Annotated in this window: 20 protein-coding genes; 8 read left to right on the forward strand and 12 right to left on the reverse strand. The window is 69.6% G+C overall.

Features of this window, described 5'->3' with window-relative positions:
* Positions 1-66: 66 nt before the first annotated feature.
* Entirely contained in the window at positions 67-723 is a 657-nt protein-coding gene (locus BQ2383_RS09200) for an FMN-dependent NADH-azoreductase (protein WP_029261404.1), read from the reverse strand.
* 77 nt (positions 724-800) lie between these two features.
* Between BQ2383_RS09200 and BQ2383_RS09205 the strand changes: the two genes are divergently transcribed.
* Positions 801-1,139: a winged helix-turn-helix transcriptional regulator gene (locus BQ2383_RS09205; protein ID WP_091032813.1), complete on the forward strand. Its 339-nt coding sequence runs from the start codon at positions 801-803 to the stop codon at positions 1,137-1,139.
* 15 nt (positions 1,140-1,154) lie between these two features.
* Here BQ2383_RS09205 and BQ2383_RS09210 read toward each other — a convergent pair whose 3' ends face one another.
* From BQ2383_RS09210 to BQ2383_RS09250, 9 genes are all read right to left on the reverse strand, one after another.
* Positions 1,155-4,013 carry a tetratricopeptide repeat protein gene (locus BQ2383_RS09210; RefSeq protein ID WP_091032815.1) on the reverse strand — a complete coding sequence of 953 codons (2,859 nt, stop codon included), beginning with the start codon at positions 4,011-4,013 and terminating at the stop codon, positions 1,155-1,157.
* A 26-nt stretch (positions 4,014-4,039) separates the two neighbouring features.
* On the reverse strand, positions 4,040-5,560 hold the full coding sequence (locus BQ2383_RS09215; RefSeq protein WP_091032816.1) for an SDR family NAD(P)-dependent oxidoreductase: 1,521 nt from the start codon (positions 5,558-5,560) through the stop codon (positions 4,040-4,042).
* Positions 5,561-5,760: 200 nt separating this feature from the next.
* Entirely contained in the window at positions 5,761-6,714 is a 954-nt protein-coding gene (locus BQ2383_RS09220) for an ROK family protein (RefSeq protein ID WP_091032818.1), read from the reverse strand.
* The gene (locus BQ2383_RS09225; protein WP_091032819.1) at positions 6,711-8,378 is read right to left on the reverse strand and encodes an ABC transporter ATP-binding protein; all 1,668 of its coding nucleotides are present in this window, start codon (positions 8,376-8,378) and stop codon (positions 6,711-6,713) included. The genes BQ2383_RS09220 and BQ2383_RS09225 overlap by 4 nt, the downstream gene beginning before the upstream one ends.
* A complete protein-coding gene (locus BQ2383_RS09230; RefSeq protein ID WP_244175958.1) occupies positions 8,375-9,253 on the reverse strand; it encodes an ABC transporter permease in 879 nt (292 codons plus the stop codon). Before BQ2383_RS09230 ends, BQ2383_RS09225 begins: the two co-directional genes overlap by 4 nt.
* Positions 9,250-10,269, reverse strand: a complete 1,020-nt coding sequence (locus BQ2383_RS09235) for an ABC transporter permease (RefSeq protein WP_091032821.1) — start codon at positions 10,267-10,269, stop codon at positions 9,250-9,252. Before BQ2383_RS09235 ends, BQ2383_RS09230 begins: the two co-directional genes overlap by 4 nt.
* Positions 10,270-10,281: 12 nt before the next feature.
* Positions 10,282-12,090 (reverse strand): peptide ABC transporter substrate-binding protein, encoded by a 1,809-nt coding sequence (locus BQ2383_RS09240; RefSeq protein ID WP_091032823.1) that lies wholly within the window; start codon positions 12,088-12,090, stop codon positions 10,282-10,284.
* Positions 12,091-12,245: 155 nt separating this feature from the next.
* Positions 12,246-13,733, reverse strand: coding sequence for a M81 family metallopeptidase (locus BQ2383_RS09245; RefSeq protein WP_091032837.1), 1,488 nt, complete (start codon positions 13,731-13,733; stop codon positions 12,246-12,248).
* 79 nt (positions 13,734-13,812) lie between these two features.
* Positions 13,813-14,991: an ROK family transcriptional regulator gene (locus BQ2383_RS09250; protein WP_091032838.1), complete on the reverse strand. Its 1,179-nt coding sequence runs from the start codon at positions 14,989-14,991 to the stop codon at positions 13,813-13,815.
* A 241-nt stretch (positions 14,992-15,232) separates the two neighbouring features.
* Here BQ2383_RS09250 and BQ2383_RS09255 point away from each other — a divergent pair, with 241 nt between their 5' ends.
* Positions 15,233-15,676: a hypothetical protein gene (locus BQ2383_RS09255; protein ID WP_091032841.1), complete on the forward strand. Its 444-nt coding sequence runs from the start codon at positions 15,233-15,235 to the stop codon at positions 15,674-15,676.
* A 116-nt stretch (positions 15,677-15,792) separates the two neighbouring features.
* Here the strand turns inward: BQ2383_RS09255 and BQ2383_RS09260 are convergent, their stop codons facing one another.
* Positions 15,793-17,001, reverse strand: a complete 1,209-nt coding sequence (locus BQ2383_RS09260; protein ID WP_091032844.1) for a hypothetical protein — start codon at positions 16,999-17,001, stop codon at positions 15,793-15,795.
* A gap of 66 nt (positions 17,002-17,067) precedes the next feature.
* A complete protein-coding gene (locus BQ2383_RS09265) occupies positions 17,068-18,279 on the reverse strand; it encodes a hypothetical protein (RefSeq protein WP_091032847.1) in 1,212 nt (403 codons plus the stop codon).
* Between the two features lie 216 nt (positions 18,280-18,495).
* On the opposite strand from BQ2383_RS09265, the gene BQ2383_RS09270 reads away from it, so the two are divergent.
* The 6 genes from BQ2383_RS09270 (at position 18,496) to BQ2383_RS09295 (ending at position 21,822) form a co-directional block, all read left to right on the forward strand.
* Positions 18,496-19,566 (forward strand): M4 family metallopeptidase, encoded by a 1,071-nt coding sequence (locus BQ2383_RS09270; protein WP_091032849.1) that lies wholly within the window; start codon positions 18,496-18,498, stop codon positions 19,564-19,566.
* On the forward strand, positions 19,541-19,849 hold the full coding sequence (locus BQ2383_RS09275) for a protealysin inhibitor emfourin (RefSeq protein ID WP_091032852.1): 309 nt from the start codon (positions 19,541-19,543) through the stop codon (positions 19,847-19,849). Before BQ2383_RS09270 ends, BQ2383_RS09275 begins: the two co-directional genes overlap by 26 nt.
* A 49-nt stretch (positions 19,850-19,898) precedes the next feature.
* The gene (locus BQ2383_RS09280) at positions 19,899-20,231 is read left to right on the forward strand and encodes a hypothetical protein (RefSeq protein WP_091032854.1); all 333 of its coding nucleotides are present in this window, start codon (positions 19,899-19,901) and stop codon (positions 20,229-20,231) included.
* An 83-nt stretch (positions 20,232-20,314) separates the two neighbouring features.
* Positions 20,315-20,521 (forward strand): hypothetical protein, encoded by a 207-nt coding sequence (locus BQ2383_RS09285; RefSeq protein WP_091032857.1) that lies wholly within the window; start codon positions 20,315-20,317, stop codon positions 20,519-20,521.
* Positions 20,522-20,623: 102 nt separating this feature from the next.
* The gene (locus BQ2383_RS09290; RefSeq protein WP_091032859.1) at positions 20,624-21,403 is read left to right on the forward strand and encodes a ribonuclease H family protein; all 780 of its coding nucleotides are present in this window, start codon (positions 20,624-20,626) and stop codon (positions 21,401-21,403) included.
* A gap of 29 nt (positions 21,404-21,432) precedes the next feature.
* Positions 21,433-21,822, forward strand: coding sequence for a DoxX family protein (locus BQ2383_RS09295; protein ID WP_091032862.1), 390 nt, complete (start codon positions 21,433-21,435; stop codon positions 21,820-21,822).
* The last annotated feature ends 101 nt before the right edge of the window (positions 21,823-21,923 follow it).

Raw genomic sequence — 21,923 nt, forward strand, 5'->3', positions numbered from 1 at the left:
CCGGCCCCCTACGTGCGCACGTAGGGGGCCGGTTCGATCACAAGGGGGCGGCTCGGCTCCGGAACCTCAGGCCACGCGGGGGTCGCGCGTCGCGGCGAGCTCGCGGCCGAAGGTGCGGGCGTCGGCCTCGGCGTTCTCCTTGAGCTCGCGCGCCGTGTCGGTGAACGCGTCGAGCGCCGGGTTCACGCCGACGAGGGTGAACGGACGCTGCACGACGCGCAGGTCGAGGCCCCAGACGTCTTCGAGCACGCGGCGCAGCCAGCCGGTCGAGTGGTCCCAGCCCTCCTTGGGCGAGCCCTCTGCGTAGTTGCCGCCGAGCACGGTGACGAGCGTCGCGGGCTTGCCGTTCAGCGCGGTGCCCGTCGGGTCGATGCGCGGGTCGGTGTAGGCCAGGTCGAACCAGGTCTTGAAGTGCTGCGAGACGCCGTAGTTGTACAGCGGCACGGCGAACAGCAGGGCGTCGGCACCGATCAGCTCGTCGGCGAACGAGGTCGCGAGCGCACGGGCATCGTTCTGCGCGGAGGTGCGCTGGGCCTCGTCGACGAAGCCGCCGGTGACGGCATCCGCCCAGGCGGTCGCGGGCACCGGGTCGCTCGCCAGGTCACGGCGGGTGACGGTCGAGTCGGGGTGGGACGCGGTCCACTCGGCCTCGACGAGGTCGGCGAGCGCGCGGCTGGCGGACGACGCGGGAAGGATGCTGGCATCCAGGCGGAACAGGGACATGGGCCTACCTCTCGTTTTCGTAGTCGCTAGGTTTTTATTAGCGACACTGGTTAACGTAGCACGGGTAGGATGGGCGCATGGCCGAGGTCGAAGAAGAACGTCAGGTGTGCGACGCCGCCGTCACACTGGCCTTCAGCGTGCTCGGCAAACGGTGGAACGGCATGATCGTGTCCTCGCTCGGAGGCGGCCCTTCGACCTTCGTCGCGCTGCGGCGCGCGGTCGCCGGCATCAGCGACACCGTGCTCTCCGACCGCCTGGCAGAGCTCTCCGATGCCGGTCTCGTCGCGCGCACGGTCGATGCCGGCCCGCCGATCACCGTGTCATACGCACTCACCTCCAGCGGCGAGGGGCTGCTGCCCATCCTCGATCAGCTCGGCCGCTGGGCATCCGCCAACCTCGCCGAGCGCGCGCACTGACGCGGACGTCGCCGCTCAGCGGATCTGCTGCGCCACTCGCAGGACGATCTCGCGGGCCATCGTCCGATGATCGTCGCTGACACTTGGCACGCGCAGCAGCACCTGGATTCGCGAGACCACGGTGGCCAACTCCGCCTTCTGCAGCACTCGCTGAGGCGGCAGTGCCAACAGCGCTCCCGCCTGCATGCAGAGCAGGCGGACCGCGAGGTTCGGATCGACGCGCTCCCACTCCGGCACCTGGGTCTTCACGGTCCCGAAGGAGCTCAGCGCCCCGTCGGCGTCACCCAGCTGCAGTTGGGCCTGCATCATCCGCGCGACATCGAAACCGACTTCACGATGCGCTTCGCCGTGCACCGCTCGATCGATCCGCGCCGACTCACGGTACGAATCCAGCGCACCACTGGCGTCGCCGGAGAGCAGCATGACATCGCCGAGCGCATAGAGCATGCTGGCGTGGTCGTCGCTGTCGGGCGCCGCCCGCCGCTGCAGATCGATCGCCTCACTCAAGGTGCGGCGGGCCTGCGTGAGCAGCCCGGCATCCGGCGGCTGCGCATCCTGCGCGCGCAGGGTGAGCAGCCGACCGAGATGCAGAAGGGGAAGCGCAGTGTGGCTGTGCGACTCGTGGTCCTCCCGGTAGATCCCGATCGATTCCTCCAGGGCCGTCGAGGCCTGCTCCAGCTGGCCGGTGGCGATCAGCGCCATGCCCAGATCGTTGAGGTCTCGTGCCACATGCAGGCTGCGCTCGCCTCCGACTCCCCGATCCAGCTTCACGGCACGTTGCGCGTATTCCACTGCCTCCCGGGGATGACCGGCCTCGATGCTGCTGCGCGACGCCATCGTCAGGAAGTTGCCACGCAGCTCCTCATCCGCCCGCTCGGCGAGCTCCAGATACCCTGCCACGCGCTCCGCGGCCGGCACATCCGTGAGGAAGAACTGATCATGGAGTGACTGCACGCCTACATCGTCCGGCATCAAGCGCAGCGTCTCCGCGATGCTGCGCCGCGCAGCTGCCGGATCCCCCAGCGCCTCCTCCGCCCAGGCGATGGTCACATGCGCGGCTGCCCGCAGGTCGTCCGGTGCCGCCGCATCGGCCACCACCCGCTCCGCCGCCTGCTTCGCCTGACCGGATTCCCCCGCCAACAGGTGCACGCGGGCCTCGGATTGCAGGATGACCACCTGCGCGTCGGGACTCTCGTGCACGAAGGGAACCGCACGCGCCGCCTGTATCTGCCGGTAGGCGCCGCTGACCGAGCCCTGCTCCGCCAGCCGCTCCGCGAGCAGGATCCGGGCGACGACGCGTGACGCCCTCTGCGTTTCCAGCAAGGGGTCCACGGCATCGATCACCGCTGCCAGGCCCGGGAGCAGACGACGCCCGGGCACATCGATGAGACGCAGCACCGCTTCGATGAGCAGGACGGCGGATCCCGCGCGCAACGGCTGCTCCGCGAGGTCGAGAACGACGGATGCAGTGAGGGCATGGCTCTGGACGAGTGCCCCGCGGATACTCACGACGCCGATGCCGATCAGCTCGCGGAACGCCTCGTCGATGCGGAGCTGCGCGTCTGTCTCTTCCGCGAAGGCCGTCTCGAACAGGCGCCGGGGTACGCCGCTGCCTCCGCTGACGGCCACCGCGACGAGCAGTTGCCACGCGAGTCCTCCGCGAGCGTCGTCGCGCACGGCGGCCAGGACGCCGACGAATCCGGCGGACTCCGGACGTCCGGCGAGGACGCGACTGGGGCTCGAGCGCATCAGGGCGACCAGGGATGCGACCGAGGTGCCGGTCTCTGCCACATATCCGCACGCCGTGGACACGATCAGGGGATTGCCCGCGCAGGCGCCGAGCACCTCGTCGACCTCGCCTTCCGAGACGTCGTCCGGAAGGCGGCGACGAGCGATTCCACGCAGGGTGGCGTCGTTCGCGCCATCGACCTGCACGACGGCATGCTTCGGGAAGGATGCGGCCGAGCGCGTCGTCACCAGAACCGTTCCGCTCTCGTGTTCGGCGGGAAGCAGCTCGCGGACGGTGTCGAACCCCGGAGCATCGTCCACGACGACGAGCCACCCGTCGCGACGGGCGAGGAGAGACCGGACCTGCGCCGGCAGGTCGCCCATTGGCTGCTCGCCGAACTCCTGCAGCAGCGACTCGCAGGCATCCAGAAGCAGCTGCGGCGTCTTGGCCGACACCCACCACACGAGTTCGAGGTCTTCGTGCGCACTCCACGAACGTGCCGTCATCTCCGCGAGGACGCTCTTGCCGGCTCCCTGCCCGCCCGCGATGACGGCGAGGCGATGCGCCGAGAGGGTCTCCTCCACGACATCCTGCTCGGGGCGCGCCACGGGCTGCTCGCTCAGGGGCAGGGTCGCGATGTTGGAGACGGCGCCCGAGGGGCTACGGGCGAACGTCGATGCGTTCTCCTCTCGCGCACCAGAGACCGTGTCGGCCGGCGCCGACCGAGCGAGCAGGAGCGGCAGGGCGAGCGCGCTGTCCGGCTGCCGTGCGGCTCTGTCGATCTCCTGCGCGAGCAGTCGGGCGGTCTCCTGCGCGAGTCGCGGGATGTCGACGGTCCGTTCGTCGATCACGTCGAGCGCGGGAAGCTCCTGACGGAATGTCAGAGACCAGCGATCGACACGGTCGGGCGCCGCCAACTGCGGGTCGTGCTGCGCGAGCAGCCGGTACGCCTGCTTCGGCCTCAGCGCGTCGGCGAGCATCGACGCGGTCACGCCTCTGTCGTCGCGGTCCTGCTCGACGAAGGCCTGCCTCAGTGCCCGCGCGAAGCACGCGTGGAACTCGCGCTCCAGGGCGCCCCGACGCACCAGGGGCGCCGCGGCGCCGGCGATGCCCGCGACATTGGCAGCACCCGAGATCAGATCCACCCGTCGATGCTATCGACTGCGGGGGTTCACCAGGGGCTGGGCTCGTAGTCCTTCAGGAACACCCCGTGCACGTCTTCGCCGGCCTCGCCACGCACGATCGGGTCGTACACGCGGGCGGCGCCGTCGACGAGGTCGAGCGGAGCATGGAAACCCTCTTCGGCCAGACGCACCTTCGTGTAGTGCGGGCGCTCGTCGGTGATCCATCCGGTGTCGACCGCGGTCATGAGGATGCCGTCCTTCTCGAGCATCTCGCCGGCGCTGGTGCGGGTGAGCATGTTGAGCGCGGCCTTGGCCATGTTCGTGTGCGGGTGCCCCGGGCCCTTGTACCGGCGGGAGAACTGCCCCTCCATGGCCGACACGTTCACCACGTACTTGCGGTGCGAATCGGATGCCGCCATCGACGCGCGCAGCCGGCTGATCAGCAGGAACGGCGCGGTCGTGTTGGCGAGCTGCACCTCGAGCATCTCGAGCGGGTCGACCTGGTCGATCGACTGCACCCAGCTGTTGGTGCGGTTCACATCCGGCACGAGACCACCCGCGTCGATCGCGGTGCCGTCGGCGTGCTTCTCGAGCGACGACGAGCCGGGCGCCATCGCGAGCCGGGCGAGGTCTTCTGCCGTGAGCGCCTGTCCGCCCTGCTCGGCGACCGTGCCGCCGAGGGCGGCGACCGAGAGCAGCGGATGCGCGTCGACCGATGCCTGCAGCGCCTGCGGGTGCGGATCGGCAGTGTGCCCGAAGGTCTCCATCTCGGGGAGCGGTCCGTCGGGAAGTGGCTGCAGTTCGGCATCCGCCAGCAGCGAGTACGAACCGGGCGAGCGGCGCACGGTCTGCGCGGCGTTGTTGATGAGGATGTCGAGCGGGCCCTGAGCCGCGACCGAGTCGGCGAGGCCGATCACCTGGGCGGGGTCGCGCAGGTCGATGCCGACGACGCGCAGGCGGTGCAGCCAGTCCCCCGAGTCGGGAAGGGCCGAGAAGCGACGCACGGCGTCGCGCGGGAACCGGGTCGTGATGGTCGTGTGCGCACCGTCGCGGAGCAGCCGCAGCGCGATGTGCATGCCGATCTTGGCGCGGCCACCCGTGAGCAGGGCGCGCTTGCCCGTGAGGTCGGTGCGGGCGTTGCGCTTGCCGTGGCTGAAGCGGGCGCAGTCCGGGCAGAGCTGGTGGTAGAACGCGTCGACCTGCGTGTACGGCTGCTTGCAGATGTAGCAGTTGCGGGGCTTGAGCAGCTCGCCCGCGATGGGCGCGTCCTGCACGCTGGTGGCGAGGTCGTTGCCGCGGGTCTCGTCGTCGATGCGGTCGGGCGCCCCGGTGGCGGTGCGGGCGACGACGGCCTTGTCGGCCTCGGCGATCGCGTCGCGGATCTCCTTGCGGCGCACGCGCTTGACCGCCTTGAACATCGCCGCGGTCGCGTGGCGCACGGCGACGAAGTCCGGGTGCTCGTTGTCGATCTGGTGCAGCTCGGCCAGTACGCGAAGGGTCGTGGCGAGATCGTCGGGGTCGACGCCCGGTCCGAGGTCGGGTGCAGCGTCGGAGGGGGCGTCGGTCATTGTGCTGATTTTACGCGAGTGTCCTGGGCATCCGCCCCGCCGACATCCGCCCGCCCCCGTTGTCGAGTGCACGGCTTGTCGCCGAGTGCACGGGCTGTCGACGCGGGCAAGTCGTGCACTCGGCAAGAACCCGTGCACTCGGCGGGATGCGACGCGCACGGAGACGCGACGCGACATGATGCGGCGACGCGTGCGGCGCGTCAGACGAGGGCGCGCTGGCGGCGGAGCGCGGTCAGCACGGCACCGTTCGCCCCGGCCCACTCGCCGAGCGTGGCCGGCACGATGGGCGGAACCCGATGGAACGAGGCCCGTTCGCCGACATAGCGTGCCGCGAGCGTCACGAGCTGATGCGGCGCCTGAGCGAGCCCGCCGCCGATCACGATGCAACCGGGATCGACGAGGGCACACAGGGTGAGGATCGCCTCCGCGAGCGCCGACGACGCCCGCTCCACGATCGCGGTGGCCACCGCATCCCCCTCGCTGCTCGCCGCCAGCAGCCCTTCCGGACCGCCTGCACCGCCGACCGCGGCCCACGCCCGCCGCAGGGCGGGTGCGCCGATGATGGTCTCCAGGCATCCGCGGCGTCCGCACGAGCAGATGCTGCCGTCGGGCTCGATCGTGATGTGTCCGAGTTCGCCGGCCGAGCCGTGCGCCCCGGGGACGACCTGTCCGTGCGCCACGTGTGCGCCCGCGATCCCGGTGCCCAGCGCGAGCACGAAGACGTCGTCGACACCGGCGCCCGCGCCCCACGAGGCCTCGGCGACCGCGGCGGCGTGACCGTCGTTGATGACGTCGACCGGGATGCCGAGTTCGGCGCTGAGCTGCGCGCCGAGCGGGCGGCCGTCGAGCGCCGGGATGTTGGTCGAGCGCACGACCACGCCCGCCGCCTCGTCGACGAGTCCGGGGATCGACAGCACCACGCGTTCGAGCTCGGCATCACCGCGGAGCGATGCGGCGATGGCGGCGAGCCCGTCGACAGGTGAATCCTTGGGCGTCGCGTGGCGGCCGCGCGCGAGGGGCGTGGGCGGCGCATCCAGCGAGATGCGCGCCGGCGCGAGCAGGTGCTTGACGCTCGATCCGCCGACGTCGAGCCCGAGCACGACAGGGCCCGCGCCGTGCACAAGGGTCGATCGGGTCGGCTCTCCCCCGGTCACGGGGCCATCACCCGGGCGGCCGCACGGGCCTCCCGCCGCAGCGCCTGCTTGTCGGGATCGGGAACCGGCACCGAGGCCAGCAGCCGTCGGCTGTACGGATGCTGCGGCGCCAGGAGCACGTCGTCGGCGGAGCCCGTCTCGACGATCTCGCCCTTGAGCATCACGGCCACCCGGTCGGAGATCTCGTGCACCACGGCGAGGTCGTGGCTGATGAAGAGGCACGCGAAGTGCATCTTCTCCTGCAGGGTGCGCAGCACCTCGAGCACCGCGGCCTGCACCGAGACGTCGAGGGCCGAGGTGGGCTCGTCGGCGATGATCAGTTCCGGCTCCAGGGCGATGGCGCGCGCGAGACCGATGCGCTGACGCTGCCCTCCGGAGAGCTCGTGCGGGTAGCGCGAGGCGTAGTTCGTGGGCAGCTCGACGGCGTCGAGAAGCTCGGCCACGCGGGTGCGACGCGTGTTCGCCGAGGTCGGGAAGCGCCGCCGCTGCACGAGCAGGGGCTCAGCGATGGCCTCGCCGACGGTCATACGCGGGTCCAGGCTGGAACCCGGGTCCTGGAAGATCGCGCCGACGCGACCGCGCAGCGCGCGCTCCCGACGCCCGGAGACACCGCCGCGTCCGACCTTCTCGCCGAACAGGGTGATGCCGCCGCTCGACAGGGGCAGGAGCCCCAGTGCCGCGCGTCCGAGGGTCGACTTGCCCGATCCGGATTCGCCGACCAGGCCGAGGATCTCGCCCGGAGCGATGCGCAGGCTCACGCCGTCGAGCGCGAGGAACGGTCGTCCGCCGCGTCGGTAGGTGACGCTCGCGGCATCCAGCTCGAGCACCGCGGCGGGGACCTCGGTCTCGGGCTCCCGTTCGATCACGCTCGCGAGGTCGGGCAGCGAGGGCACGGCGCTGAGCAGCTTCTTCGTGTAGTCCTCGCGCGGCGCGGTGAGCACCGTGCGGGTGTCGCCCACCTCGACCATGGTGCCGCGGAACATCACCGCGACCCGGTCGGCGATGTCGGCGACGACGCCCATGTTGTGCGTGACGAGCAGGAACGCGGTCCCCGACTCGGCCGCGAGACCGCGGATCAGGTCGAGGATCTCGGCCTGCACGGTCACGTCGAGTGCGGTCGTCGGCTCGTCGGCGATGATCAGCTGCGGCTCGCAGGCGAGGGCGATCGCGATGACCACGCGCTGGCGCTGCCCACCGGACAGCTCGTGCGGGTAGCTCTTCGCCCGACGGGCGGGCTCGGGGATGCCCACGCGCCGGAGCATCTCGACCGCACGCTCCCAGGCCTCCGCCTTGGAGATGGTGCGGTGGTTGAGGATCGCCTCGGTGATCTGGTCGCCGATCCGCATGCTCGGGTTGAGCGCGGTCATCGGCTCCTGGAACACCATCGAGATCTCGGCGCCGCGCACGGCGTTCATCTCGGCTTCCGCGAGCGGCAGGAGCTCGCGCCCGGCGAGCCGGATCGAACCGGTGACCGTGGCCGAGCGCGGCAGCAGCTTCAGGATGGCCATGGCGGTGACGGACTTGCCCGAACCGGACTCGCCGACCAGCGCCAGCACCTCGCCGGGTCGGACCTCGAGGTCGATGCCCTTCACGGCCTCGACCGATCCGTCTTCCGTGCGGAACGTGACCGTGAGGTCGGAGATCTCCAGCAGTGCGTCGCTCATGCGGCACGCCCCTTCACGTCGAAGAAGTCGCGCAGGCCGTCGCCGATGCTGTTGAAGGCGCAGACGGTCAGCACGATGCAGAATCCGGCGGGGAAGATCAGCCACCAGGCGCCCGCGTACGTGTAGGTGATGCCGCTGGTGAGCATGGCGCCCCAGTCGGTCGCCGGCTTCTGCAGCCCCATTCCGAGGAACGAGATGTAGGCGACGAGGAGGATGGCGTCGGCGACCTGGAAGGTGGCGTTCACGACGATCGTGCCGACGGTGTTCGGGACGATGTGCTTGAGCACGGCGCGGGAGTGCGTACCGCCCATCGCCCGCAGGGCCAGCACGTACTCGCGCGACTTCAGCGAGATCGATTCAGCGCGCACGAGACGAGCCGGGACGAGCCAGGACACCAGGCCGATGACGCAGATCATCAGCGGCACGCTCGGGCGCAGGATCGCCGAGAGGATCAGCAGCAGGAAGGTCGCGGGGATCGCGATGCCGGCGTCGACGACGCGCATCATCACGGTGTCGACGGCACCGCCGACGTAGCCGGCGATCGCGCCCCAGAGGGTGCCGATGACGGTGGCGAGGATGCCGGCGGCGAGGCCGATCAGGATCGAGATCTGACCGCCCATCATGAGCCGACCGAGCACGTCGTAGCCGACGTCGTCGGTGCCGAGCGGATGGCCAGGGCTGCCCGGCGGCAGCATGGTGCTGCGCAGGTCGGTGTGGATCTGGTCCGTCGGGTGGATCAGCGGACCCAGGAAGCAGAAGAGCAGGAACAGCACGATGGTCACGATGCCGAAGACGGCGAGCTTGTTCTGCAGGAAGCGGCGCGTGCCCCGCTGACGCGGGGTCAGCGTGCGCATCACGATGGTCGTGGTGCTCACGAGAGCTCCTCTCGGGTGCGCGGATCGAGCAGCGCCTGGATGATGTCGGCGAGGAGCGATCCGATGACCGTCGCGAGCGCGATCACCAGGATGCAGCCGATCAGCACGGGGTAGTCGGAGGTCTGCGCCGAGGTCCAGAACAGCAGGCCCATGCCGGGGTAGTTGAAGAGCGACTCGACGACGATCATGCCGCCGAACATGACCGGCAGGTAGTAGCCGAGCATGGCGATCACGGGGGTCAGGGAGTTGCGCACCACGTGGCGGGTGATCACCACGGGCACCGAGGTGCCCTTCGCCCTGGCGGTGCGGACGTAGTCCTCGGAGAGGTTGTCGATCGTGGCCGAGCGCATGTACCGCGAGAACGTCGCGATGATGCCGAGCGCCGCGGTGAGCACCGGCAGCACGAGGCCGGCCGGGTTGGCCAGCACGTCGCCGACGGTCTCGCCCTGCGGCGCCTGGGCGGGTACGAGCCGCAGCCACTGGGCGAACACGATCACGAGGATCAGGCCGAGGAAGAACGACGGCGTCGAGTAGACGATGAAGTTCCAGGTGGTCAGCGCGTAGTCCCAGGCCTTGCCGCGGCGCACGGCCTGGAAGATGCCCATCGGGATCGCGATGATCAGTGCGAAGAGCATCGAGATGAGGGCCAGGATCAGCGTCTTCGGAAGACGCTGGCCGATGGCATCCGCCACCGGTCGGTTCAGTTTGAACGAGTCGCCCAGGTCTCCCTGCACCAGCTGCAGCAGGAAGTTGAAGTACTGCTGCCACAGGGGCAGATCGAAGCCGTTCTCCTTGTTGAAGGCGTCGATCTGCTCCTGCGATGCCTGCATGCCGAGGATGCCGGCGGCCGGCCCCTGCGGCATCGCGAGGTGGAGCAGCGCGAACACGATCAGCGTCACGATGAGGATGACGATCCCGCCCTGGCCGACCCGTCGCAACAGGTACCACCAGAACCGCGGGCCGCCGGCCCTCTCCTTCTTCTGCTGCGCGTTCTGCGCTGCTTCCACCACGCTCATGTCACCTGCTCGTTACTTGGTCCAGGACCAACGCTGGGGAAGGAACGACGCACCCGGGTCCTGGTGGGCGATGTCGAGTCCGTCACGGACGACGGAGACCTGGTACACCGGGTTCGGCATCCACATGACCGGGAGGTCGGTGGCGAGGTACTCGGAGTACTTCTTCGCGATCTCGGGATCGGTCGAGAAGGCCATCGCCTGGACGAGCTCCTCGGCCTCGGGGTTGTCGTACTGTCCGGCGTTCCACTTGGTGTCCTTCGCGAAGACGCGCTCACCGGTGGCGTACGGCGGGAAGTACCAGCTGCCCGCAGTACCGAAGAAGACGAGCTCCCACGTGCACGCGCTGCCGGTCTTGCACTCCTGCGCCTGCGTGAGGACGGTGTCGAGCGGCTTGGAGTCGATCGTCATCTTGACGCCGATCTTGCCGAGCGACGACTGGATCTCCGCCATCATGTTGTCGGTCTCCTGCGAGCCGTTCTGCGTGGTGACGACGATCTCCGCCTTGTCACCCGCGGCGATTCCCTCGCCGCACTGACCCTCGGCCGCGCCGGCTTCGGCGCACTCGAGCGTGCCGTCGGATCCCTTGACCCAGCCGTTGTCGGTGAACAGCTTCTCGGCCTTCTTCAGGTCGAACGGGTACGGGTTGTCCTTCTGCACGTCGGACAGTCCGCTGGAGTCCGCGGTCTGCGGGATGGGACCGTAGTCGGGAGTCGCGGCACCGTGCCAGACGACCTCGGAGATGGTCTCCTGGTCGATGGCGTGCTGCAGTGCCTGACGCACGTAGAGCTGCTTGTAGAAGGAGCCCTTCTCGGGGTTGGCGAAGTTGTACGGCATGTACGTGATCGACCAGCCGGCCCACGGCTCGATGCTGTAGCCGAGGTCGGTGAACTGCTTCTCGTTTGTGAGCTGCGAGCTCGTGACGTAGCCGTAGTCGACATCACCGGAGCGCACGACGTTCATCTCGGCGTCGGCCGACGTGAACGGCAGGAACTCGACGTTGTCGATGCTCGGCTTGTCCTCGCCGGTGTACTCCTTGTTGGCGGTGAGTTCCACCAGACCCGAGTCCGACCAGCTCTTGACCGTGTACGGGCCGGCGACGGTCTTCCACAGGTCGTTGGTCGCGTAGGTCTTCATGTCCTCGGCCTCGGAGAAGAGGTAGTCGAGAACCGCGGTCGCACCGGCCTGGTCGCGGTCGTGGTCGCCGATCTCGCCGTCAGCGCTGGTCTTGTCCCAGACGTGCTGCGGCATCGGGTAGATGAGGCTGAGCTGGTTGCCGAGGAGGAACTCCTCGTTGTAGACCTTGTCCATCGTCAGCGAGAACGTCTTGTCGTCGATGGTGGTGAACTCGGTGATGTTGTCGGGCATCAGGCCGGCGGAGTAGCCGCCGGTCTTCTCGCCGTTGAAGCGCACCAGGTTGTACCAGAACTCCACGTCGCGCGAGGTGACGGGCTCGCCGTCCGACCAGTCGAGGTCGTTCAGCGTGATCGTGATGGTCTTGCGGTCCTCGGAGAACTCGTAGGACTTGGCGGCGGAGGCCAGCTCGTCCCAGCCCATCTCGCCGTCGACGCCGTTGTACTCGAACAGGCGCGGCCACATCGTCGCCTTGATGGCGCTGTTGTGGGTGGCCATCTTGTCGGGCGACGAGATCGGCAGGATCCAGTTGGGTCCGGTGCCGACCTGCAGGGCGAAGCTGACGGTGTCCTTCTCGCCCGAGCCGGTGTCGCCCGAGGCGCCACCCTGACAGGCGGTGAGGGCGAGCGTCGCGACGGCGAGCGCACCCAGGGGGGCGAGCAGCCGGCGGCGCAGCGACTGAGATCGCATGTAAACCTCCTTGTTCAACGCCTCGCAACCAAGGCGTTCGTCCGATTTATGACGTACTTTGAATCATGCCCGAACTAAGTCCGGGGCAGAAGTCGGTCTTGTTACGTTTAAGTAACTAACTTTCTTCGATTGCGGCGAAAAGCTGCGGAAGCGCGTCAGCCGACCATCTCGGCCGCGAGATCCGGAGCCTCATCGAACGCGTCGAACGGATGCATCGGACGCTGGATGCGGTGGTGACCGAGCCGCTCGAGGTCCTGATCCACCCCGCCAGGGGTGAGGGCGAGCGTCCAGCCGCGCATGATCGCGTACAGCTCGGGCTCGAGGTAGCCGATCTTGGTGACGACGATCTGCGCCGCGACCGGGTCGAGTCCGATCGAGGTGAAGTCGGAGACATCGTGGTACGCCTTGCGGAACTCCGTGACGATCACGTGCAGGCCACCGACGCGGATGACCGCGATGCCGCCCGCGTCCACATCGCCCTCGTGCAGGCTGTGCAGCACGCCCTCGACGAGGACCGGCCCGTTCGGGCCGCTGTCGACGCGCGCGCCGACCTCGACCGACACCCGCTCACCCACGGCGTGACCGCGGAGGACGTCGAGCGCCCCCTTGTCGAACACCGAGGCGCACAGCGTGACCGGGGCGTCGTCGGAGGTGAGCTCGGGCTTCTGCAGCAGCTGCGCGAGGGTCCAGGTGACGTCCCCCGTGCCACCGGCGCCGGGGTTGTCGCCCGAGTCGCTGATGAAGTACGGGGTGTCGGTGGCGGCGAGGCCGGCCGCGACACCCTCGTCGAGGGTTCCGGGAGGGCCCACGAACTCGAAGTCGTCGCGCACATCCCAGAACGCGCGACCGAGCTCTTCCGCGGCGAGAGCGGTCGCCGCGTCGTCGGTGCCGGTCACGACCACGGTCGCGTGGCAGCGGGGCTCGTCGGCCCAGGCATAGCCGATCCAGATCGCGGCGTCGGTGATGCCGGGGCGCGCCTCGATCTCGGGGATGCGGGCGTACAGGCTCTTCGCCGGCTCCACGCGGGTGCTGGTCTTCTCACCGGGGAGCAGGATGGGCACGCGCACCCAGGCGCGGCGCGGGGTGACACCGCTCTCGAGCGCCTCGACGAGGTTGCGGATCGCGCGGTCGCGCGTCTCCCACGTGTCCTCGTGCGGGGCGAGGCGGTAGCAGGTGATGATGTCGACGTTCTCGATCAGGGTGCGCGAGACGTTGCCGTGCAGGTCCATCGATGCCGACACCACGACGTCGGCGCCGATCACCTCGCGGATGGCGGTGATCAGGTCGCCCTCGGCGTCGTCCATGCCCTCGACGCTCATCGCCCCGTGGATGTCGAAGAAGAGGCCGTCGAGCTTCTCGCCGTCGGCCACGAGCGCCCGCAGCCCGTCGCAGATGCGCGTCTTGATGCTGTCGTAGACCTCGCGCAGCACGGCACCGCCGGGGATCGATCGGGCGTAGTAGACCGGCAGCCACTCGGCGCGGCCGCGCATGTCGCCGTCGCGCAGGGAGTCGTAGCGGGTGATGAGCTCTTCGCCCTCCACGCGCAGGAAGTCGCGTTCGCCGGCGCGGTGCGGCGAGAAGGTGCTGGACTCGATGGCCATGCCGGCGATGGCGATGCGCGGGAGCGGGGACGTCTCGGTCATACTCCGAGTCTAGATCGGACCTCGAACCAAAACTTGCATCTTGTTCCGCATGGTCCCGAACTTGAGCCGATAATCGAACCTACTGCGCGGCGGTCGTGCGAAGTTCCTCGTCGATCCTGGCCGGGTCGAGCATCCGCTCCAGCAGCTCCCAGGCCACACCGCGCGCACCGGCGAGCGCGCCGGCTCGGCTCACGCCGATCTCGAGAGCATCCGTCGACATGGGCAGGCAGAGCGTGAACAGGGCCTGTCGCACGCCCGCGACGAACGCATCGGCCGTGGCCAGTCGCCCGCCGAGCGCGAGCGCCTGCGGGTTGAAGAAGTTGATGATCGTGGCGAGCACCTCACCCGTGCGCGCGCCGGCCTCGCGCAGCGCGGAGGTGGCTTTGGGGTGGGCATCCTGCGCGAGTGCGAGCACGTCGTCGAGGGTCTCCACCGCGACACCTGATTCGCGCAGCGCATCCACGATCGCCGCACCGCTGGCGACCACGTCGAGGCAGCCGACCCGGCCGCACGAGCAGATGATGGGTGGGGCGTTGTGCAGGGCGACGTGGCTGATGTCGCCGGCGACCCCTCGGTACCCGCGGTAGACGGCCCCGTCGAGGATGATGCCGCAGCCGATGCCGCTGCCCGCCTTCACGAAGACCAGCTGCTCCTGCTCGCCGCCGCGCTCGATGAACTCACCGACGGCCATGGCGTTCGCGTCGTTGTCGATGAGGAACGGGAGCCCGGTGACCGAGCCGAGCACCTCACCCACGTCGACGCCGTTCCAGCCGGGCATGCGCATGGGCGCCAGCAGGCGCGAGGTGCGCGAATCCACCGGGCCGGGCAGGCTCATCGCGATACCCTCGACCGTGAGGCCGCCGTTGTCCTTCGCGAGTTTCTGCGCGCACTCCCACACCTGATTCACGACGCTCTCGACCCCGTCGAGGAGCGACACCTGCGCGACGGTCGAGGCGACGACCTCGGCACGACGGTCGAACAGCGCCACCGTGGCGTGCTTCTCGCCGAGCTCGACTCCGGCGACCACACTGCCGCCGGCCTTGACGGTCAGCACGCGGGGGCGACGGCCTCCGCGAGACTCGCCCTCGCCGTTCTCCTCGATGTAGCCGTGGGCGATCAGCTCTTCGACGCGGAGCGCGACGGTCGAGGGGGAGAGTCCGGTCAGGCGGGCGAGGTCGGCGCGGGACTGGGCCGCCCCGGTGCGCACCAGACGGAAGATCTCACCCTCGGAATGTACGGTCTGGGTAGCCGGCGCCACGGTGTCCTCGAATCATCTTGTTTCGGTAGTCAAACAAAGATAGCCCCAGGACTGGAGGAATGTCACCCCCTGCGCGTCATGCTTCGACTCCTGGTTCGCACCCCGCCCCCGCCGAGTGCACGGGATGCTGCCCAGCGCACGGAATCTTGACGCGAACGCGCCGTGCACTCGGCAGCACGCCGTGCACTCGACTCGGCGAAGGGCGGGGGCGGTGCGGACCCCCAGGGCGCAGACTGGACGCATGACCGATTCCGACCCGTACCTGCTCGGCCCCGGACTCCTTCCGACGCCGTTCACCGCCGCCGAGATCCGCGAGGCCACCGGATCGGGGAAGCTGATCCGACTGCTCCTGGAGGGGCCCGACGGCCCGATGGGCGAACACGTCAACCGCTTCCGCGACACCGATGACGAGGGCGCGACCCTCGACCGGTGGGCCGCCGCCGACCCGAAGGCCGTCGTCTCGAACCGCGTGACCTGGGCCGAGCTGCAGGGGCATGCCGCATTCGACGCAGGGACGACGAGCGTGTCGACCGTCGCGCTGTCGACACCCCTCGGGCAGCTCACCTGCCGCCGGTACGACACCGACGACGGCGTCTTCTGGTTCTCGATCGATCACCCCGGGATGCCCGTGCAGTACGAGTCCGACGGCATGCGCACGACGGTGCTAAGTATCGAGTCGGACTGAGCCCGGGGCGCACGCACGATTCGCCGAGGTGCGGACGAATCGCGGAGCTTCCCGTGGGGATTGTTCCGCTCATCGCCGGCACCTCGGCTAATCGTCACGCCGAACCGGCGCCGAGGTCAGTGCCCGGCGGCGCCGACCACCACGAACTCGTTCGGCACGACGTCGAGGGTCGCCTCGGCCGACACCTCGCCGGTGTGCAGGTCGACCGCGAGGATGCGGTCCTTCGACGGCTCGGTCACGTAGGCGATGTCGCCCACCACGTGCAGGCCCGGGTGCGGCTGCTGCCACTCGGTCGGGCTCTCCCACGGATCGATCACATCCCAGGTGTCGACGAGCTCACCTGACTCGTCGAGCAGCGACAGGCTGCCGTCGGCCCCGAGCACCACGACGTTGTCGTGTCCGTCGCGCCCGACTCCGCGCCAGGTGTACTCCACACCCTCCGGGAGGTCGACGATCGACATCGTCTGCGCCGCGGTGTCGATGCGCGCGAGCTGCGACAGCAGGTACCCCTCCTGGTCAGGGTCGGTCTTGTAGTCGCCGAACGCGATCGCGCTGGTCTCGCTCACGTACGCGTTGCCGGTGCGACCGAACTCGTCGGGGGCATCGATCTTGGTGAACGCGCCGCCGTCGAAGAGCAGCACGCCGTCTTCGCAGCCGAACATCACGACCTCGCCCTTGAGAGCACCCTCACCGTGCACGCTCGGGCACTGCTCGTTGCGGGTGAGCTCGGTGCCGTCGGCCGCGAGGTGACGGACTCCGCTGCGGGCATCGGCCGTGCCGATGGTCGAGAGGATGCTGCCGTCGGCGAGCTCGAGCGCCACACCGTGGTGGGCGGCCTCCGAGGTGATCGTGTCCACCTCGGGAAGGGTGCCGGTGCCGACGGCATCCGTGTCGAAGATCCGCACCTCGCCGGTGCCGTCGTCGAACAGGGCCGTGCGTCCGGCGTGCGGGACTGCGTGGCCCGCGGCTTCGGCGTCGAACACCTCGCCGGTGAACTCGACGGTGCCGGATGCCAGGCCGGAGTCGAGCACGTGGAACCCGTCTTCCGCGGTGACGAAGACGTGCCCGTCGTGGTCGCCGGCGCCGTTGACGCGCAGGAAGCCGCCGAGCTCGACCTGCCCGATGGTGTCGAGGGTCTCGCCGTCGAGCACGAGCACACCGCCGTCGTAGGTCACGGCGATGCGGGTGTCGCCTTCGTGGTGGTCTTCCGGTGCGGCGCCTGCGGTGTTCTCGGCGGCGGGCCCGGGGCTCGCACATCCGGCGAGCGCCACGGCGGCGATCACGCCGAGGGCGCCGATCGCGAGGCGGCTGCGGGGTCGGGACATGGATCGTCTCTCTTTCTTCTGGGTGGGTGCGCGGGATGCGCGGCGACGACCGGAGTCGTCGAGGGCTCAGCCGACCTGCTGCACGGACCAGGGGTCGAGGTCGGCGAAGGTTCGGGTGACCGTGCCGTCGCCGTGGTCGATCTCGTGCACGACACCAGTCGCCGGGTCGCTCACGTAGGCGTGCTGGGCATCGACGAGCAGCTGCACGCGGTCGCGCAGGGCGGGGTCGATGACGGAGGCCGCCAGCAGCGGTTCCGTGCGGGCCAACACAGTGCCGTCCGGGGCGAGCACGCGGACGCGTCCGTCGGCATCGATCGCGACCGTGCGACTGTCGTCGTCACCGAGGGCAGCAGCCTGCAACAGCGGCACGTCGGAGGGGAGCAGCATCCACTGCCGCTGCCGCACGTCGAGCAGCCAGGCACCCTGCTCGCCCGCGACTCCGGCGAGGTCGGGGCGGTCGGCGCGGCCGGAGAGACTGCCCGCCGGGAGGGCGTTCGCGGGGTACGGGATGGTCTCGCCGGCGACGGTGCCGCCGACCTCGCGGCTGAAGAGCACGGCCCCCTCGGCGCACGAGAAGACGGCGCCGACGCGGGTGAGGTCGACATCGCGGGGATCGGCGCACGCGACTGCTGCATCCGGGACGCGGTCGCCGGCCGGGTCGAGCAGCTCGATCGTCGCCCCCGCGGTCGGTACGAGCAGGTGTCCGGCGAGTGGGGCGACGGCGCCGGCGGCATCGACGGTCACACGCGGGGCGGCATCGAGCCCCTGGGCGAGAGCGTCGTGGGCGAGCAGGACCAGTTCCCCGCCCGCGAAGGCGACGGTCGCCCGCTGTTCACCGGCGACGACCGTGACGTCTCCGTCGTCCTCGAGGATTCCGAGCGTCTGCGGGGCACCCCGGAAGGAGTGCGTGTGATCGCCATGCGGCACGGTCCAGCGCGCGGAGTCGAACACCTCGACCGCGGTGCCGCCCTCCGTGTCGTGCGCGCGGTAGACGAGACGGCCGTCGCCGAAGAGACCGGTGATGCCGCTGCGGCCTGGCGCGAGTGTCGTGCGCTCTTCGGTGTCGAGGTCGAGAAGCGTGAGCTCGCCGCGCCGGTCGGCGATAACGAGGGCGCGGGCGGGAGAGGCGACCTCGGCCGCGCCACCCGCGTCGATGCCGTGCGCGTCGAGAGCGGATGCGTCGGGCGTGGGCGGGGCGGTCGGGGCACAGGCGGTGAACGCGAGCAACAGCGTGAGCGCGGCGGCGACGGATGCGGTTCGGCGGAGAGGAGGGTTCATGACGTTCTCACCCTATTGAGAACGATTCTCGTTATCAAGTCGGCGGGGCGTTGCAGCCTCGGCCTCCTCGCCCGAGGCGCACGGAATGGAGGAGAAAACACGGGACGAAGGAGCGGTGAGGCGGAAGCGTCCTTCGAAGCACGCGATCTCCTTCATTTCGCGTCATGCCCACGGACAGTCAGCCCGAACGTCAGCGCCCCGGCGTAGGGTCGCAGCATGAGCAGCACAGCATCCGGAGAAAGTCATGGAGTGGTCCCCTCCTATCTGCTCGCGCGCCTGGCCGAGTCGGGGCGTTTCCCCAAGGCCGCAGCCGCCGCGCGGCAGACGCTCACGTCGGGTCGCCCGCCCTTCCGCGCCCGCATCGACCTCTCGATCGACGAGAACGGCGACCTCGTCGCTCAGCTCTCGGATGCCCCGAACCGCACGATCAGCGACGCCGGCAACACGCAGCAGCTACCCGGAGCCGTGGTGCGCGGCGAAGACGATGCCCCGGTGGAAGACACCGCGGTCAACGAAGCGTTCGATGGGCTCGGCGCCACGTTCGAGATGCTGCTGGCCGCGTTCCAGCGCAACTCCCTCGACGACGCCGGCGCCCCGCTCGACGCAACCGTGCACTACGGCGTCGACTACGACAACGCGTTCTGGGACGGCGAGCGGATGGTGTTCGGCGACGGCGACGGCGAGGTGTTCCAGGGGTTCACCGGATCGCTCACCGTCATCGGCCACGAGCTCGCGCACGGCGTCGTGCAGCACACCGCGAACCTCGAATACCAGGGGCAGCCCGGGGCGCTGAACGAGTCCATCGCCGACGTGTTCGGCGCCCTGACCGAGCAGTACGCCCTCGGCCAGACCGCCGACCAGGCGACCTGGCTCATCGGTGCCGAGATCTTCACCGACGCCGTCGAGGGTGCGGCGCTGCGCTCGATGATCGCCCCCGGCACCGCCTACGACGACGACGAGCTCGGCAAAGACCCGCAGCCCGCCCACATGAGCGGCTTCGTGCGCACGACCGAGGACAACGGCGGGGTGCACATCAACTCCGGCATCCCCAACCGCGCCTTCGCCCTGTTCGCGACCGACCTCGGCGGCAACGCCTGGGAGCGGGCGGGCACGGTCTGGTACCGGGCTCTCACCGGGGGCTTGTCGAGCACGGCGACCTTCACGGAATTCGCCGACGCCACGGTCGCCGCCGCCACCGCGCTCGACGATGCCACGGCCGAAGCGGCTCGACGCGCCTGGAGTGCCGTGGGAGTCTATGAAGATGAGCGAGTCCCCTCCACCGACTGACACGCACGTCGTGATCGCGGTGGTGCGCACCGGCGGCATCGCGGGCATCCGTCGTCAGTGGCGGGTGGAAGCCGAGCCCGACGACGCCGGGGAGTGGATCGACCTCATCGACGGCTGCCCGTGGGACGAGGAGTTTGATGCCGGCACCGGCGCCGACCGGTACGTCTGGAGCATCCGAGCCCGCACACCCTCCGAACGGCGAGAGCGAGAACTCCCCGACTCCGCCCTCGACGGCCCCTGGCGCACGCTCGTCGAAGCGGTGCGCACGGCCGCCAGGCGCTGAACCCGCGAAACCGGGTCGGCACGACACGACACCACTCGACAGGAGAACCATGCTGACGGCGGAGGAAGCCGAAAGACTGCTCGGCGCGGCGCGTGAGGCCCACGCCCGTGGCGACCTGCTGCTGCACCTGCACGTCGAGGTCAGCCGCCTCACCGGAGTCCCGTCATCGTGGGGTTCCGCGGCGAACGAGTACCTGCAGAACGAGAGCGTCGGCTACTTCCTCGGCGAGGTGGAGCGGGTCGGCTGGCGACTCGAACACACGGGATACGCGTTCGTCGGGTCCGGGGCGACGACATCCGAACGTGTGCTGAGCACCGGGACCGGTGTCGTGAATCACGGCGGCGTCTCGGGGTACTTCACCTTCCGTCGCGCGTCATCCTGAGGCGAAGCCTCGATCCCGCCACTCCCGATCAATCCGGTGTGAATCCGACCCCGTCGCCGCCGGGCAGGTTCACAATGGAGACCATGGGACTGTTCCAGCAGAAGCCGGAAGAACAAGAGAACCAGTGGGTGCTGCCCTCTGAGCCGATCGAGCGCACGGAGGCGGATGTGCTCGACACGGCGCCCGTCGTCGATCCGCTGTCGATCGGCCTCGGCGCGGAGACCAGCGGTGACCTGAGCTCGGTCCTGTTCCCGGTCGCACCTCCCGCCCCCGAGGCCGAAGAGGACTGACCTGCACCACGTCGCAGTTTCGCCACCGCGACGCAGGGCAACCATCGATTCCCTGCGACCCGCGTGCGAATCGACGAAGGGCCGCGCGGCTACGGTTGAGGGATGACGATCACCGCCGCCGCAGACGGCTCCGCCCTAGGCAACCCCGGCCCCAACGGCTGGGCCTGGTACATCGACGACGCGAACTGGGCAGCCGGCGGTTCCCCGCACGGCACCAACAACCAGGGCGAGCTGCGCGCCGTGCTCGAACTGCTGCTCGCGACCGCCGGCACCGACGAGAAGCTGATGATCGAGTGCGACAGCCGCTACGTGATCGACTCCGTGACGAAGTGGATGCCGGGCTGGAAGCGCAAGGGCTGGCGCAAGTCCGACGGCGGGCCCGTGCTCAACCGCGACCTGCTCGAGGGCATCGACGAGGCGATCCGCGGCCGTGACGTCGAGTTCTCCTGGGTGAAGGGGCACGCCGGACACCCGCTCAACGAGGCGGCCGACGAACGCGCGAACGCCGCCGCCAAGGCCTACCAGGCGAAGCAGGAACCGCGACGAGGACCGGGCTTCACGATGGGAACGGATGCCGGGGCCGCCGTATCCGGATCCGCGTCCGTCGCTGCGTCCGCATCGTCGGCAGCGGCGACGCCGGCAGCGGCAGCATCCACCCCTTCTCCGGCCGCGGCAGCATCCACCCCTTCTCCGGCCGCGGCCGCCTCGGTCGCCGAGCCGCTCTGGGCCGAGGCATCCGATCTGCTCGACGGCCTGAACGCCCCCGACGACGACCCGATCGAGCTGCGGATCCCCCTTTCCTCCGACGAGCACGCCCGCCTGCGCGACCGCGCCGAGGCCCAGGGCGTCTCGCTCGAAGAAGCGCTCCGCCGCCTGATCTGAGCGTGGTGGCCGAGGCGTAAACTCGCCCCATGTCGACTCCTGCCCGCACTATCGGCCGCATCTTCCTCGGCGCCTCCCTCGTCTTCGCGGGCGTCTCGCACCTCACGGTGGCTCGTGAGGAGTTCCAGGCCCAGGTTCCGGAGTCGCTCCCGCTCGACCCTGATACGACCGTGCTCGCCTCTGGCGTGGCCGAGGTCGCGCTCGGCTCTGCCCTGTTGCTGGCACGACGCCGTCGGCGCTCGGTCGGCACGATCGCCGCGCTGTTCTTCGTCGCCGTGTTCCCCGGCAACGTGGCGCAGTGGATGCACCACCGTGACGGCTTCGGCCTCGACACGGACATGAAGCGTTTCGTCCGGCTGTTCTTCCAGCCAGTGCTCGTCGCGCTCGCGCTGTGGTCGACCCGCGAACCCCGACGCTGACTCGCCGACACAGGGTCACCAGCACGGATCCACAACTGACAGGACGGGCGTCCGCGCGACGGAACCTCGGAGGTCCGATCCGTAGACTCGGCGGATGAGGA

Source organism: Microbacterium oxydans, assembly GCF_900095745.1.
Classification (GTDB): domain Bacteria; phylum Actinomycetota; class Actinomycetes; order Actinomycetales; family Microbacteriaceae; genus Microbacterium; species Microbacterium oxydans_B.

Bases quoted from the DNA above. Each gene is read 5' to 3' on its own strand.
- BQ2383_RS09200 (WP_029261404.1), bottom strand. From the start codon at position 723: ATGTCCCTGTTCCGCCTGGATGCCAGCATCCTTCCCGCGTCGTCCGCC.
- BQ2383_RS09205 (WP_091032813.1), top strand. From the start codon at position 801: ATGGCCGAGGTCGAAGAAGAACGTCAGGTGTGCGACGCCGCCGTCACA.
- BQ2383_RS09215 (WP_091032816.1), bottom strand. From the start codon at position 5,560: ATGACCGACGCCCCCTCCGACGCTGCACCCGACCTCGGACCGGGCGTC.
- BQ2383_RS09225 (WP_091032819.1), bottom strand. From the start codon at position 8,378: ATGAGCGACGCACTGCTGGAGATCTCCGACCTCACGGTCACGTTCCGC.
- BQ2383_RS09235 (WP_091032821.1), bottom strand. From the start codon at position 10,269: ATGAGCGTGGTGGAAGCAGCGCAGAACGCGCAGCAGAAGAAGGAGAGG.
- BQ2383_RS09240 (WP_091032823.1), bottom strand. From the start codon at position 12,090: ATGCGATCTCAGTCGCTGCGCCGCCGGCTGCTCGCCCCCCTGGGTGCG.
- BQ2383_RS09245 (WP_091032837.1), bottom strand. From the start codon at position 13,733: ATGACCGAGACGTCCCCGCTCCCGCGCATCGCCATCGCCGGCATGGCC.
- BQ2383_RS09255 (WP_091032841.1), top strand. From the start codon at position 15,233: ATGACCGATTCCGACCCGTACCTGCTCGGCCCCGGACTCCTTCCGACG.
- BQ2383_RS09260 (WP_091032844.1), bottom strand. From the start codon at position 17,001: ATGTCCCGACCCCGCAGCCGCCTCGCGATCGGCGCCCTCGGCGTGATC.
- BQ2383_RS09265 (WP_091032847.1), bottom strand. From the start codon at position 18,279: ATGAACCCTCCTCTCCGCCGAACCGCATCCGTCGCCGCCGCGCTCACG.
- BQ2383_RS09270 (WP_091032849.1), top strand. From the start codon at position 18,496: ATGAGCAGCACAGCATCCGGAGAAAGTCATGGAGTGGTCCCCTCCTAT.
- BQ2383_RS09275 (WP_091032852.1), top strand. From the start codon at position 19,541: ATGAGCGAGTCCCCTCCACCGACTGACACGCACGTCGTGATCGCGGTG.
- BQ2383_RS09280 (WP_091032854.1), top strand. From the start codon at position 19,899: ATGCTGACGGCGGAGGAAGCCGAAAGACTGCTCGGCGCGGCGCGTGAG.
- BQ2383_RS09285 (WP_091032857.1), top strand. From the start codon at position 20,315: ATGGGACTGTTCCAGCAGAAGCCGGAAGAACAAGAGAACCAGTGGGTG.
- BQ2383_RS09290 (WP_091032859.1), top strand. From the start codon at position 20,624: ATGACGATCACCGCCGCCGCAGACGGCTCCGCCCTAGGCAACCCCGGC.
- BQ2383_RS09295 (WP_091032862.1), top strand. From the start codon at position 21,433: ATGTCGACTCCTGCCCGCACTATCGGCCGCATCTTCCTCGGCGCCTCC.